Source organism: Paenibacillus glacialis (assembly GCF_001637205.1).
Taxonomy (GTDB): Bacteria; Bacillota; Bacilli; order Paenibacillales; family Paenibacillaceae; genus Paenibacillus_AQ; species Paenibacillus_AQ glacialis.
Genome location: NZ_LVJH01000017.1, coordinates 260824 through 276774, shown reverse-complemented (window position 1 = coordinate 276774; position 15951 = coordinate 260824). Strand labels below are relative to the sequence as shown.

At 43.6% G+C, this 15951-nt stretch carries 10 protein-coding genes; 2 read left to right on the top strand and 8 right to left on the bottom strand.

Annotated elements, in window-relative coordinates; genetic code table 11:
- Positions 1-145: 145 nt before the first annotated feature.
- From PGLA_RS11055 to uvrB, 6 genes are all read right to left on the bottom strand, one after another.
- Positions 146-2662: a U32 family peptidase gene (locus PGLA_RS11055; protein ID WP_068532502.1), complete on the bottom strand. Its 2517-nt coding sequence runs from the start codon at positions 2660-2662 to the stop codon at positions 146-148.
- Between the two features lie 251 nt (positions 2663-2913).
- A complete protein-coding gene (locus tag PGLA_RS11050; RefSeq protein WP_145939538.1) occupies positions 2914-4824 on the bottom strand; it encodes a stalk domain-containing protein in 1911 nt (636 codons plus the stop codon).
- Positions 4825-4841: 17 nt separating this feature from the next.
- On the bottom strand, positions 4842-5933 hold the full coding sequence (locus PGLA_RS11045) for a S1C family serine protease (protein WP_084410961.1): 1092 nt from the start codon (positions 5931-5933) through the stop codon (positions 4842-4844).
- Positions 5934-6198: 265 nt separating this feature from the next.
- Positions 6199-6405: a DUF2759 family protein gene (locus tag PGLA_RS11040; protein ID WP_068532496.1), complete on the bottom strand. Its 207-nt coding sequence runs from the start codon at positions 6403-6405 to the stop codon at positions 6199-6201.
- Between the two features lie 432 nt (positions 6406-6837).
- Complete coding sequence (uvrA, locus tag PGLA_RS11035) at positions 6838-9699, bottom strand: excinuclease ABC subunit UvrA (protein WP_068532494.1); 2862 nt, start codon at positions 9697-9699, stop codon at positions 6838-6840.
- 77 nt (positions 9700-9776) lie between these two features.
- On the bottom strand, positions 9777-11768 hold the full coding sequence (gene uvrB / locus PGLA_RS11030) for an excinuclease ABC subunit UvrB (protein ID WP_068532492.1): 1992 nt from the start codon (positions 11766-11768) through the stop codon (positions 9777-9779).
- Positions 11769-11935: 167 nt separating this feature from the next.
- On the opposite strand from uvrB, the gene PGLA_RS11025 reads away from it, so the two are divergent.
- A complete protein-coding gene (locus tag PGLA_RS11025) occupies positions 11936-12739 on the top strand; it encodes a flagellar motor protein (RefSeq protein ID WP_068532490.1) in 804 nt (267 codons plus the stop codon).
- Positions 12723-13553 carry an OmpA/MotB family protein gene (locus tag PGLA_RS11020; RefSeq protein WP_068532488.1) on the top strand — a complete coding sequence of 277 codons (831 nt, stop codon included), beginning with the start codon at positions 12723-12725 and terminating at the stop codon, positions 13551-13553. Before PGLA_RS11025 ends, PGLA_RS11020 begins: the two co-directional genes overlap by 17 nt.
- Before the next feature lie 60 nt (positions 13554-13613).
- Here PGLA_RS11020 and PGLA_RS11015 read toward each other — a convergent pair whose 3' ends face one another.
- Both PGLA_RS11015 and PGLA_RS11010 read right to left on the bottom strand, forming a co-directional pair.
- Positions 13614-14771: an ABC transporter permease gene (locus PGLA_RS11015; RefSeq protein WP_068532486.1), complete on the bottom strand. Its 1158-nt coding sequence runs from the start codon at positions 14769-14771 to the stop codon at positions 13614-13616.
- Positions 14764-15951: an ABC transporter permease gene (locus PGLA_RS11010; RefSeq protein WP_068532484.1), complete on the bottom strand. Its 1188-nt coding sequence runs from the start codon at positions 15949-15951 to the stop codon at positions 14764-14766. The genes PGLA_RS11015 and PGLA_RS11010 overlap by 8 nt, the downstream gene beginning before the upstream one ends.

Sequence of the window (15951 nt, the reverse complement as noted above, 5' to 3'; positions counted from 1 at the left end):
TTACTTTTCAATAATTGTAACAAAAAAATACAAGATTCGATAGTCTCACATTTGTGTTACAGGAATGCAAAAAAAAGACAGCCTCCCGCGGATGAACCTCGGTAAACTGTCCTATTTATATTGTTACCGTCCTATGAACGATCAACTACTTAACCAACTGCCCTCGCGTTACACCAAGCTGATTGGTTGCTTTCAGCGTACGCCATACTTGCGACCCGCTGATCTCTCCGCGGAGTGCCCGCTTATAGAGGTCAATGACTTCATGCACTTGCTCTGGTGTCTCTTCAAGAAACTCGATGCGATAGTTCGCTACGCCAAGCTCCATGAAGTTATCTAGATATTCAGCACCAGATTGCTCAACAGCATTGTAGACTGTATTGCGGCAACCTTCATCTACACGAACAGGATGAGACATCCCAATTCTGTCTTGTAGCGATACGCTATGATCTTCGCATGGACGTCCACAGTTCGTGAAGTCTGTACCTTCACTTAGGAAGGTACAATACACACAGTGCTCCGTGTGGAACATCGGCATATGCTGATGGATAACGATCTCCATCTTAGACGTGTTAGCACGCCCAAGCATGTCTACCATTTGCTGAATGTTCAGATCGTAGGATGGTGTGATGATATCACACCCAGCTTCGATGAACAGGTCAGCCGCTTTATGATTGGCGATGTTCAATGAGAAGTCGCCAATAAGTTGCGGATGTACCGCATCCGGATGTTCCTGACGGTAGCGCAGATAGAAGTATAGCGCTCCAGTGTTACGCACCAGTACAGCATCCGGCTGTAAGCGTAAAATGTTATTGTGGTAGCCATTCTCGCCAGGCATGTGAATACGCGGCGTAGCTAGCGCAATCTTCTTACCTGCAGCACGAACAGCTTCTACAGCTGCCGGGAACTGCTTAATGAACTCGAAGTCGGCGTAGATCATCCCAACGCCTGCTTCGAGAGCAGCCTGCACCTGTGGCAGGCTGCGGCATAGCGCCGTGAGCTCCGCTTCGTCGCGCGCTACAGGCGTCGATGCACTACGCGCCGCATCGCCGTAAACCTCGACCGCCCGTTTCACATATACGGGCGGCTTTGGACGCTCGCCAGCGAGCAATTCCACCGCACGGCGGCGGATGCTGTTCAGCTCACGCATAGGTACGATGACGTCGCCTTGCAGCTCGACATCGAGCTTCTCAAGCTGGAATACAGTCCCGCCTAGGCGTCCGAATTGTTCTTCCAGCAGAGCATAGTCCATCGGACGCTTCTGCGCCGTTTCCAATTCCATCTCGGAATCGACTTGAACGATCGTCCCCTTCTGTACATCTGTCCACCATGTCGTGAGCAATCCACCTACATGACCTACAACCTTCACTTCAACCGGGAATACTCTGTACGGTTTCTCTGTCTCGTACGTCTGACGCAAACGCTTGTCGAGTGCAGGGTCATTCGTCTTCCAAATACGGTCTCCGACATTTAATCTCTGTAGATTAACGTCGTTACGTCCAGCTACGATATCGATAACCCAACCTTCTCCAGCTTCGCCCTCGATCTTCACGCCTTTACGGCGGATATCATAGACCCGTCCGCCCTCTTCCTTCTTCGTTGGATCTCCAGCGTCGAACACAATCCCGTCGCCCCGCTTCAGTGGTGCATCAATTCGGCAGACTACGCCATCACGAAGGATTTGTTCCACTTTACCAAGATATACCCCGCGGCTCTTAGGATACGTTCCTTCCACTAGCTTCTTATTGTTTGTTCCATCTAAGAAGCCGTGTGTAAGACCGCGCGAGAAACTTTGAGCAAGCTCACGTATTTCTTCCTTACTTGGTGGCGTAGAATCACCTTCGAAGTAACGATCAATCGCTTTACGGTACTTACTAATCACGTTAGCCACATATTCTGGTGTCTTTAGCCGTCCTTCTATTTTGAAAGAAGTCACGCCCGCTTCAATCAACTCTGGCATGATATCAATAGCAGCCAAATCTTTAGGTGATAACAAGTAAGAGATATCTCCCATTGGTTTCTGAACGCCATCTACCATCAAGTCATACGGCAGACGACAAGCTTGTGCACATTCCCCACGGTTCGCCGAACGTCCTCCCCATACTTCCGAAGTTAGACACTGTCCAGAATAGGAAACACAAAGTGCTCCATGCACGAATACTTCCATCGGTAGTTTCGCTTGCTCACCAATCTTTTTAATCTGCTTCAGATTATTCTCTCGGCCCAATACAACACGTTCAAGGTCCCAAGGCTTCGTAAACTCAACTGCTTCTGGTGACGTAATCGTCATCTGTGTTGATCCATGAATCGGGAAATCGGGTGATATCTCACGAATCATCTTCACAAGGCCTAAATCTTGCACAATCGTGGCATCTACACCTGCATCCACACAAGCTTCTATAAGTTCCTTAGCATCTGCTAACTCATTCTCAAATACTAGAATATTAAACGTTAGAAATCCCTTAACCCCATAACTGTGAAGAAACGCCATAATCTCCGGTAGTTCTTCCATACGGAAATTATTTGCACGTGCACGTGCATTAAACTTCTCCACTCCGAAAAAGACTGCATCCGCTCCATTGGCTACCGCTGCTCTCATACAATCCCAATCACCGGCTGGCGCTAGTAACTCAACGTCGCCTCTTTGTATCCCCTGATTCTGCATCTATATCCTCCTAAACTAGCCATATCGCCAGTTAACTTCTTCATTTATGATGGATTGTCAAGCTCTGTCGCACTTGCCTTGACAATCCATCATATATAATTCTGATCATGATGAAATGACCTTCAACTACAACATATTAACAGCTATTATATCTTTAACTTATCTATTGTACCAAATATCACACTAACCTTCTACCGTTCCCATTCTTTTCAAAAGAAAGAGCAACCCGTAAGGCTGCTCCTTCATACCTATTAATTCAGCTTCGTGAACGCAAAAGATTTCAGAACCCTCTCTAGTGCATCCTTCTGTACCTGTGTAGCATTCGCATCATTCAATGCTGTTGTCACCGTATAGGTGATACCATTATTACTAAATAGAATTTGGACACCCTCATATGGAATTCCATCCCTAACCTGATGTAGCTTAAACACCGTTGCATTTACTCCCGCAAATGTGGTGTTCTCAATACTACGAATGATCAAATCTTTCGACTTCTTCGTAGCCTCATTATAATATGCTCTTAACTGACTAACCGCCTCTTCGACAGAAGTATCTGGCTCAGTTGTTATCATAAAGCGTCCACCTGTATATTGGTACTCTATCGGGGAACTCTCGAATCGATCCTTAATAGATGTCCAGAACTGTGGAATATTCAATTTATACTTATAAGCCTTCGAGGACTTCGTAATGACCTTTGATTTATCAACGAGGTACGCGTCTTCTTCCATTCTTCCAAATGTCTCCGAGACAACTTCATACTCAATATCGATGGACTTCATGATAGCCTTGAATTGGAGCAAATCCTCCTTCTGATCCTCCGGCACCCCATACTCTGCATAATAGCGGAATCCGTCCTTCTCTATCATTACCTCATATTCGGTTGTCCATCCGTCACCGTAATTATATTGAACTTCGTTAACGAGTCCCTCACTGCCTGATATGATGATCGGGTACGTACCCACAACCTTGTACGATTCGTTAACAAAAGATTCTCCTAGCCATTTCTTCATTTGCCCACTCCATAATTCTAAGCTTGAACCTTTAGGAGCTGACGTCACATTTAGCTTAAGATAACTTCCTTCTTCACTTTCGTAATACATATTCTCATTATCCATATCCCATCCAGCAGGTACATCAAGGGAAATACCGAAATCTCCGTTATAGACGTTTCGCATACCATTTACTACGCTGGACAAGTCTTTTATGGCTTTGTCTTGCTTATTGAAATTTGTTCTAAATGAATTTAAAAGAGCAGAATATTTATTTACATCTTTATAATTAACGGCATTATAATCTGCAAAATATATTTCGTATAACTGTTCATGGTCATAATACCCACGATTTTCCCAGATCGTCCCATCCGTATCCTTTGTCACGACACGAGCATAGGGAATAGTTGCTGCGGGATAAGATTCACGATCCAATACGATTTCACCAGCATCCTTAGCATCTTCAACTAACTTTTGTAAGATGGCATCCGCTTGAAGTTCCACCTCTTGTTTATTGGCGTGAACTTCGATGTAATACGTTTCCTCTGCATCGTTGAAAGATGCAATGCTCTCATAACCCCCACCTTCTCCGATAATTAGACCAGTAGGGTAGTTCATCGACCAATTGTAGTAACTGTTACCGATCTTCGTCTTTCCTACATCACTATCGATATTCGTGTCATCTTCTACTACCTTATCATCCGCGGATACTAACGTAACCACAGTCTCTCCAACAGAACCCGTGCTGATCTTAGCTCCTATACCCTGAGCTACAAACCGTAGTGGAACCATTAATGTATCTGATTTCATTGTAGGCGCTACATCTAACTTCACCTTTTTCCCATCCACCCAAGCCAAATGGCTGTCGATGGTCATGTTTAACGTATGTACCCCATAAGTCACCTTCACTTGGTGAGATTTCTCCAGACGAACTTGACTTTCAAAAGCCTTTTTAAACACACCTAATGGAACCATCGTCGTCAAATGATCTATATAAGGTTTAGTAATAGCCACCTGTTGTCCATTAACGACCGCGACCGTACTCCCTACTTTGAGCTTCAATTCTAATGTATTCTCACTAGCCGCAGACGCTGGAATTGTAACTGTAAGAAACATTACCAAACATATTGTGATACACGCCAAGTGACGAAGTAACGTATTCTTTGTTCTCATATATCCTATCCCATCTATCATAGTTCGTAAGCCTCGCTTTCCTCATCAGGGATTAGAAGACCTTGACGACTCAGTACTAACTTACGGATAACGATGTCCCCATCGCTCTGCATTAAGAGTTTAACGGTCTGACCGGGTAAATACGCCTTGAATAATTCGTTAATATCCACTATAGAAGTTACCGCTGTCCCATTGATACTGTAGAGTACATCATCCTCATGTATGCCAGCTTTCTCCGCTTCTTGAGAAAGGACTTTAGTAACCATCAAAGGATCGTCTGAAGGGAGACCCACAATGGCGGACCAACTCTCCTCTAGCGACAAACCAAGGCTTGGACGTTTCACTTCACCGTACTTCATCAATTGATTAATCACATATTGTACCGTATCGGCAGGAATGGAGAACCCCATATTCTCAACCCCAACGGCGGCGAATTTCATCGTATTAATCCCCAATACTTCGCCCTTCATATTCACTAACGGTCCACCACTGTTCCCAGGATTGATCGCAGTATCACTCTGGATCAATCGGTACGAAGCATTTACCCCTCGATTGAGACCACTCACAACGCCTACTGTTGCCGAATTACGTAATGAGAACGAGATCGGAGTCCCGAGTGCGATCACCTTTTCCCCAACTTCTGTATCCTGAATAGATTTAGCAAACTTCACCGGTATTAGCGCATTGGCTGTAATCTTCACAAGTGCAAGATCGCTTGTCTCATCCATAAAAATCTCTTTTACTTTGTAACTCTTGCCATCCGTTGTGACTACCGTAGCATTCTTCAAGCCCTTAACGACATGAGCGTTCGTCACAATCCATCCATTAGAACGAATAATCACACCTGTTCCATGCATTAGATTATATCGATCTGAATTAGCATTCACCTGACTGACATCGCCCTTACCAATAATTCCAACGACCGATGGGGATACTTCCTTTACGATTTGTGGAACCAGATCTGTACTTACCTTGTTCGATACCTTGACGGCACTTTGCTTCGCACTCTGGGTTGTCCCCTTTTGTTGTGCCTGGGCAGTGCCCATACCACTGAGCAGCATAAGGCTACATAACAGCGCAATAGCACCATTTTTCCCCACCCTATTCATTCTTTCCTCACCTAACCCTCTCATTTTAAACGCTCTCTTTATCTCCCATAAAATCTTCTCTCTAAGATGCTATTACATCATATTCATTTAAGCTAGGAATAGCCCAAATGTATCATACTATTTCAGCCTGAACAATTGCTAGAAGTCCTATATTTGTTCGGCAATTTCGTCAGATATTGAACATTACAAAAAAAGACGCCTTTGTCCTGCATCCGCAGTAAGGTGTCTTGGTGGGCGTTACTTTTTTCTAAGTATTCTTATGACCCTAACCGATCCATCCTAATACCATCGCATAATCAGAGTATAGGAAGACCAATAAACTAACTACCCCAAACCCGATAGCGAATAGATTCTTTACAGGCTGTGTTATCAAACGCACGACCCCGATTAAAATTAGGATTGTAAATAAAATCATAAAAATATCGAACGTATGGAATTTGGATACAGCCTCAGCACCCTCTGCCAACAACATACATTGTACCTCCCTCTATGAAACATCACGTCAATTTTTACCTATATTTATATGTTATCCTGCCGATCTATCTTATGCAAGCCCCGATTCTGAAAAAAATCAAATTTGTCACGAAATATTCTTTAAAACAAGGATTCTAACTCTTTCTATATGACTTTACTCATTGTTTAACTTCAATTCATTGACCTCCGTAGTATTGAGAACACCACAATTGTGAGCAACAACAATGTGTTTAATTTACATACTTACTCATTTAACAAACAAATATCAAACATCAACCGCGAACAATTGCACAAAATACATTCGGTCAAATTTCTCCCTTCTACCACCATCCACCAAAAGTTACGCAAAGCACAACCAGAAGAACGCCATATTCCTATGGCGTTCTTCTGGTTGTACAAACTATACCTATTGAATGGTGAATATTTATAATTAGCTATGAACTTCCATAGCCTTACTACGCGCTGTATCACGTTCAAGGACAGGTTTCAAATACTTGCCCGTGTATGATCCCTCTACCTTCACAAGCTGTTCCGGTGTGCCCGTAGCTAGAATCGTACCCCCACCGCTACCACCTTCTGGTCCTAAATCAATCAGATAATCAGCTGTCTTAATGACATCAAGATTGTGTTCAATGACAAGGACTGTCTCTCCGGAGTCAACTAAGCGATGGAGTACGATCAATAATCGATCGATGTCATCTACATGAAGACCCGTCGTTGGTTCATCAAGAATGTACAACGTCTTACCGGTACTTCGACGGTAAAGTTCAGACGCAAGCTTCACCCGCTGTGCCTCACCACCTGAAAGTGTCGTTGCCGGTTGCCCCATCTTCACATAGCCAAGTCCTACATCAAGTATCGTCTGCAACTTGCGGTGAATACGAGGGATATTCTTAAAGAATTCGGTAGCATCCTCAATCGTCATATCTAACACTTCTGCAATGCTCTTGTTCTTATATTTAACTTCCAAGGTTTCACGGTTATACCGGTTGCCCTTACATATCTCACAAGGAACATACACATCCGGTAGAAAGTGCATCTCTATCTTAATAATTCCATCCCCACGACACGCTTCGCAACGCCCGCCCTTCACATTAAAGCTGAATCGCCCCTTCTTATAGCCACGCATCTTCGCTTCATTGGTCTGGGCATAAATATCACGAACGTCATCAAATACGCCCGTATAGGTAGCCGGGTTAGACCGCGGTGTACGCCCAATCGGTGATTGGTCAATATCAATTACTTTCTCAAGATGTTCTAATCCCTTGATCTCCTTATGCTGTCCAGGGCGTACTTTGACAGCTCGGTTTAATTCCCGGGCAAGTTTCTTATACAGAATCTCGTTGATAAGTGTGGACTTACCCGAACCAGACACACCCGTTACAGCAGTGAATACACCTAGGGGGATCTTCACGTTAAGGTTCTTCAGATTATTCTCTTTAGCACCCTTAATTTCCAACCAGCGGTCTTCCGGCTTACGACGATTCGTGTTCACTGGAATGAATTTACGTCCACTAAGATACTGTCCTGTTAACGAGTGTGGATGGTCCATAATTTCTTGCGGTGTACCTTGGGCAATCACTTGTCCCCCATGAATTCCCGCACCTGGTCCAATATCTATAATATGATCTGCTGCCATCATCGTATCTTCGTCATGCTCAACCACAATAAGTGTATTTCCTAAGTCTCTCATATGCACAAGCGTTGATATCAACCGATCGTTATCTCGTTGGTGCAAACCAATACTTGGTTCATCCAGAATATAGAGAACCCCCATCAAGCTGGACCCAATCTGAGTCGCTAGACGAATGCGCTGCGCTTCACCACCTGATAGAGTCCCTGCTGAACGACTCAAGGACAAATAATCTAACCCTACGTTGACTAGAAACCCAAGTCTGCTATCAATCTCCTTCAAGATCATCGTAGCAATCGCAGTCTCTTTTTCGCTCAACACTAGACTATTAAACAGCTTCATGGCATCCCCAATCGAAAGACTGGTCACATCTGCTATATTATGACTATTTACCGTCACAGCTAATATCTCTTTCTTCAATCGGTGACCCTTACATACCTCACATGGCTTAGCGCTCATGAATCCTTCAATGAATTCACGAATGCCTTCTGAAGCAGTCTCGCGGTATCGACGTTCCAGATTCGGGATGATTCCTTCAAATATCACGAGGGCTTCTTTGCGATGTCCAAAGTCATTCTCATATTTGAAGCGAACCTTTTGTTCTCCTGTTCCATGCAATAACTTGTCCAGCTGATCTGGCTTCAGTTCACTAACCGGTACATCCTGTGGGATGTTGAAATGTTCACACACCGATTTCAGGAACTGCGGATAATAGTTGGACGTACTTCCTGTCCAAGCTAAGAAAGCACCATCTTCAATCGATTTACTCATATCTGGAATCAGTAAGTCCTTATCGACAATCATCTTAACCCCGAGACCATCACACCCCGTGCAAGCTCCAAAAGGACTATTGAACGAGAACATCCTTGGTGATAACTCTTCCATACTGAATCCACAAATGGGACATGCAAAGTTCGAACTGAATCGTAGTTCTTCCTCGCCCATAAGGTCTACTAACAATTGTCCCCCTGATAGCTTCAAAGCAGTCTCAATGGAATCCGCTAGCCTCGACTCCACATCATCCTTGATAACAATGCGGTCAACAACGACTTCTATCGTGTGCTTCTTATTCTTCTCAAGTTCAATATCCTCCGACAAATCTCGAAGTTCTCCATTCACCCGCACGCGAACAAAACCTTGCTTACTGATATCCGTGAATAGTGTCTTATGCTCGCCTTTTCGTCCAGAAATGACAGGGGCTAAAAGTTGTAACCTCGTCTTCTCAGGATATTGCATAATCCGGTCAACCATTTGCTCCACCGTCTGTGATGTAATCTCAATACCGTGAGTAGGACAGTGAGGATGTCCCACACGTGCAAATAACAGGCGCAAATAGTCATAAATTTCTGTCACCGTTCCCACGGTAGAGCGAGGATTACGGCTAGTCGTCTTCTGATCGATAGAGATAGCTGGCGACAGACCTTCAATAGAATCCACATCAGGTTTCTCCATCTGACCTAGAAATTGACGTGCGTAAGCAGAAAGAGATTCTACATACCGCCGTTGGCCTTCTGCATAGATCGTGTCGAACGCCAAAGATGACTTACCTGAACCACTTAGTCCTGTCAACACGACAAAACGATTCCTCGGAATCGTAATATCTATATTCTTCAGATTATGGGCTCTGGCGCCCTTTATAATAATGTTCTCACTTGCCAACGGGTATCATCTCCTTATAATCTTACACTTTTGAAAAGAGAACGATCATGATTCGATCATTCAACTTCTATTTATATTTACTCCGCTCTCAGTTCTAGTAAAGCATCACGCAGCTCTGCCGCTCTTTCGAACTGCAAGTTCTTTGCCGCTTCTTTCATCTCTATTTCAAGCCGCTGAATAACCGATTGACGGTCCTTCTTCGACATCTTCGACACATTTCCTGTGAGATAATCCGCTTTAGAATCAGCTACCTTCGTAGCTTCAATCACATCTCGTACTCTCTTAACTATCGTCTGAGGTGTAATGCCATGCTGCTCATTATGAGCAATCTGAATCGTTCGTCGACGTGACGTCTCATCAATGGCCTTACGCATGGAATCCGTAATCTTATCCCCATACATAATGACATACCCTTCGGAATTACGTGCGGCTCGACCACTTGTCTGGATTAGCGATCTCTCCGAACGAAGGAATCCTTCTTTATCAGCATCCAGAATCGCGACAAGAGATACCTCCGGTAGATCTAGACCCTCTCTTAATAAGTTGATTCCCACCAATACATGAAAAGTACCTAGGCGTAAATCTCGAAGAATAGCCAACCGTTCCAACGTCTTGATATCGGAGTGAAGATACCTTACCTTGATACCAATCTCCTTCAAGTAGTCCGTTAGATCTTCAGACATCTTCTTCGTTAGTGTCGTTACCAGAACTCGTTCATCACGTTCTATTCGAAGTCTGATCTCCTCGATCAGGTTATCGATCTGCCCCTTCGTTGGTCGAACTTCAATAATGGGATCCAAAAGACCTGTTGGACGAATGATCTGTTGCACCATCGTCTCACAGTGTTCAAGCTCATAAGGTCCCGGTGTCGCCGACACATATACAATCTGGTTAACCTTTCCCTCGAACTCCTCGAATCTTAACGGACGATTGTCTAAAGCCGATGGTAATCGGAACCCGTGCTCCACAAGCATCGTCTTACGCGCACGGTCACCGTTATACATGCCTCGAATCTGAGGTAATGTGACATGCGACTCATCAATAACGACCAACATATCTTCTGGGAAGTAATCCATTAATGTATAGGGAGTAGCTCCTGGTTCGCGGAATGTTAGTGGACCTGAATAGTTCTCAATTCCAGAACAGAATCCTACTTCATTCATCATCTCAATATCATATCGCGTGCGTTGCTCCAGTCGCTGAGCTTCTAGTAGCTTCCCTTCCGACTTCAGTTCTGTCAACCGTTCTTCAAGCTCGCGTTCAATATTAACGAGGGCAATCTTCATTGTCTCTTCTTTCGTTACAAAGTGAGATGCTGGGAATATAGCAATATGATCCCGCTCGCCAACCAATTCCCCCGTCAGCACATCTATCTCCGTAATTCTCTCAATCTCATCACCGAATAATTCAACTCGAAGCGCTTGCTCCCCTTTGGAAGCCGGGAAGATCTCGATCACATCACCCCGTACACGAAAAGTACCGCGTACAAAATTGAGATCATTACGTTGATATTGGATATCGACGAGTCGACTCAGAATCTCTTGACGTGACTTCTCCATCCCTACACGTAACGAGAGCAGTAAATCTGAATACTCACGAGGTGATCCCAAACCATAGATACACGAGACACTCGCTACAATGATCACATCACGACGCTCGAACAATGAACTTGTCGCTGAATGTCGAAGCTTATCAATTTCTTCATTTATGCTTGAATCCTTCTCAATGTACGTATCGGTAGAAGGAATATAGGCTTCAGGCTGAAAGTAATCGTAATAACTCACGAAATAATCAACCGAGTTATTAGGGAAGAACTCCTTAAACTCAGCCGCAAGCTGAGCAGCCAAAGTCTTGTTATGTGCAATCACAAGCGTTGGGCGGTTTACCTTATTGATCATTTGAGCAATGGTAAATGTCTTGCCGGTACCTGTTGCACCTAGCAATGTTTGCTCTTTCTTACCATTCCTAATCCCCTCTACCAATTCCTTTATGGCTGTGGGCTGATCGCCTTGCGGAGAGTATTCCGATTCAAGCTCGAACTGCTTGTTACTAATCACAATATCACTCATTGCCCAATACCACCCTTATCATCTAAAATAGTTAAAGAATATGTCGATAATCCCCGATATATAATACAAGGAATATTCATCTTTATAAGAATATCTGTTCCCATTATTATACTCGGATCAGATAGTGTATGCAAATCCTAACAATTAGATCGGAGAGGTTCACGACAATGGATATCGTTACAATATTAGGTATATTAGCCGGTCTTGCCGCACTTATCGGAGGATTTCTCTGGGAAGGTGGACAAATTTCAGGCTTATTTCAGCAGACTGCAGCACTTATCGTATTCGGTGGAACCATTGCCGCTGTTGTGATTAGTTATCCAGCTGCAAGGCTGAAGACGATTCCCCAAGCAATACGTTATGCGTTTGTTCGACCAGAGAATGATATGGAAGAATTAGTCGAGGATATTGTCCATATGGCGACTACTGCACGACGAAATGGTGTACTCGCTCTTGAGCAAAGAGCACAACATCACCCGAATGAATTCCTTAGCGAAGGTATGCAAATGGTTGTAGATGGCACAGAGCCTACTCTTGTCAGACAAATTATGGAGATTGAATTAGATCGCGCAGAAATGAAACATGATGGTTATGCCAAAATATTCGAGTCTGCTGGTGGTTATGCACCTACTATGGGGATTATAGGTACCGTCATGGGTCTTATTCATGTACTTAGTAGTTTATCCGATCCAACTGAATTGGGCCCTTCCATTGCTGTCGCCTTTATCGCTACACTTTACGGAGTCGCTAGTGCTAATCTTATCTTTTTGCCCATTGCTTCCAAAATTAAATCGCGAAGTGCTGATGAAATTCAGAATATGGAGCTTCTTCTTCAAGGTATTCTTGCGATTCAGAACGGAGAACACCCTCAAATCGTTCGCAAAAAGATTTCTTACGAGACGATGAAGGCAAAGGATTCGACTCATTCCTCTTCCATGAAGAAGGGGGTTCTTGATGAGACAGCAGACTAGAAGCCAATCTCGACGTCGAGGAAGTCAGGCTGAGAATAGCAATCGAGATCGTTGGCTCATTACATATGCGGATTTAATTACGCTACTGCTTATTTTCTTCGTCGTCATGTATGCTATGAGCACCCTTGATAAGGGCAAATATGAAGAAGTTACACAATCTCTTCAACTCACATTCAAATCTGGTGATTCTATTCTAGAAGAAGGTTCTGGAATAACAGGTACTGCCGATGAATATAAGAATCCTGATACTACCACGACACCACCTAATACGGAAATAGAGCCTACTCAAGAGGTACAGGTACAAGAACCTCATGCATTAACTGAACGTGAACTAGCCTTCCGGCAGCAAGAGCAAGAGTTACAAGGTTTGATGTCGGTTATCTCGAAATATGTATCTGATAATAAATTGGATGATCAAATTTTCGTTGCAGATAAACCCCAAGGAATATCCATTACGCTTAGCGACCAGTTCGTATTCGATGTGGGTAGAGCCGACCTAAAGCCCGCTTCTAGTCCTGTATTAGCTAAGCTCGCAAGCCTTTTCAAGAATCTAGGTACAACTGTTAGTATCGAAGGTCACACGGATAATCTACCCATCACGAGCGCTTCTAAATATCAAGATAACTGGGAATTGTCCGGGGCACGAGCCCTATCAATTCTTCGTTTCTTCCTTGAACATGAGAACCTTAGTCCTGATGGATTCCAATACGCTGGCTACGCTGATACACGTCCTGTAGGAGATAACACAACAACTCCGGGCCGTCAGAGTAATCGTCGTGTGGAGATTATCGTACTTCGTCAGTTACAAGAGTAGTAAAGACAAAAAAGAACAGCCATGAAAGGCTGTTCTTTTTTTGTCTTTACTAAAGTTACCTTACACCCCAACCCCCGTATCGCTAGGCCTAAGAATCACTGATCCAATCGCGAGCAGTATGACTGCCATCAGCCCTAAGATGGACAAAGGTAGCCAGATATCCGTCAATTGTCCCCCCGAGGCTATTCTCTCAACGGATTCTATCACCCACTTCTGCGGAACGAAATTAGCTGCTTTTTGCATGTAATCCGGCATGAAGGATATTGGCCAGAAGCACCCCCCTATCATACAAGTTGGCGTAATAATCATGTTATTAAGCATGCTGGCATTATTAGGATTGCGTACTAATCCAGCCACGGTGCTGGCAATACCCATGGCCACCAACATGAAGGAACCCAAGATCAGGAAGTGTGTAAGGAACGGAATATTATACTCATATCCCAATACCCAACGACTCAAGATCAGAATAATACTGATTTGTAGGATCCCCACAAAGAAGCTTCCCATCATATGACCCATTGCGATTTGGTAAGACCTCACAGGTGCACTATATATACGTGCCATGGTTTTATTTCGGCGATCATCTAATATCATCCGAACGATACTCGTTACCAATCCCATCATGAACATGATTGTAAATCCAGTCACATTCGTAAGTCCATTCTTAGCATACAGGTTATAATCTGTTTTCTGTGACGCAATAAGATGTTTACTCACTTCTTGCAGACTCTTGCTAAAGACATCAAATTGAACACCCGTGTCTAGATTCATTACGCTTAGTCTCTCGGTCGTTCGTACCATTCTTCCAACGATACTATTCATATTCATTTTGATCATAATCCCGGCTTCACCAGCCATTAGTTCATACATGCGGATATCTTGCACATTACCTTGAAGTAATTGTTCACTGAATCCAGAAGGAATCAATATCCCCAGTGTTCCTTTTTTATCTAAAATAGCGTCCCTAAGTTCTTCCTCACCATTCAATGGTTTCAGCTCATAATTATCATTTCTAGATAATTCTTCGATAATATGTTGCCCTGCTGGACCTGTATCTTGATTCACGTAAGGGATATTCACCTTAGCATTACTATTCTGACCCATTAACGCTATCGTAGCCGTGACTACAACACAAGGTAGAATGATAAAAGTTATAATGCCTTTTCGGGTTCCAATAATTCTTCTGACCATATTCAAAGCAATCGTTAAGCTATGCATGATATCCCACCTTTCGATAAACAATAGCTGTAACTGCTAAAAGAGCAGCACAGATACCTGCCAACATACCGATACTTGAGATGATCTCAGATATATTCCCATGTAACATGATTTGCAGAATACTCTTCATTCCCCAATGATTCAACGTAAACTCTCCGATGTTCTGAATAAATCCAACTGGAATAGGTAGAAATCCTCCACTAAAAAACGTCATGGCCACGATTAAAACCTGCATGAAGTTACTGGCACCGGAACTCGATTTAGACATCAAGGATACGATTGCTGCGATCATCATGGATGCGAATATCAATAACATGCAAGTCACTGCTAACAACACTGGCTGTTGACCCCAATTTGTTCCGTATAGTACATAGGAGACCGTAATAATAACAAGCGTCTGAGCTATAGCTACAATACTACTTCCGATCATCTTACCTACTAATATCTGAATATGTGATATGGGCATAGACTGTAGGCGGTATAATGTGTGATTCTCCCTCTCATTCAATAGACTATCACTGGCCGTGCCACCCGAATATAACAGGAACATTATCAACATCGCCACTGCAAAATATTGCGCCGCAGAATATGAAGTTGCTGCATCATTCAACTTACCTACTGAGACATATGAATGGGCATCACTAGGTGAACCCGAACTAACAGCCACTTCTTGCTTTAACCCCATCGAACCCACGACAATTGCAACCGATTGCCCGTGATTGATTTCATCTAGAAAGCTATCAAATACCGTTCCTGCGACCATATTAGCCGTTCTGTTACTTCCGAGCATAAGCTCGAGCTTCGCTTCCTTTCCGGTCATCACTTGATGATCGAAATCGACAGGAACCGTAACGACATAATCCACCTTTTGCGACCGCAACAGCTTCTCTGCTTCTTCGGTCGTAGGCACATCTTGCATAATAATCATTTTCACAATATCTGGACTTTGTAGGTAGGTATTTAACTGAGAACTCACAGCCCCTTTATTCCCAACACTTTCTACCATCGCAACCTTCACAGGATCAAGATCGTGAATCTTATCATCTGCATTGAAAAAGGTTGAAAGAGCCGTACCTAGTATAAAGATCAATAGTAATGGCAACACAAAAAGATTAATAAGTACTGTACGTGCTCGAAACATTCTCCTAAGTTCAAACCACGCAATCATCCAAACGTTCAT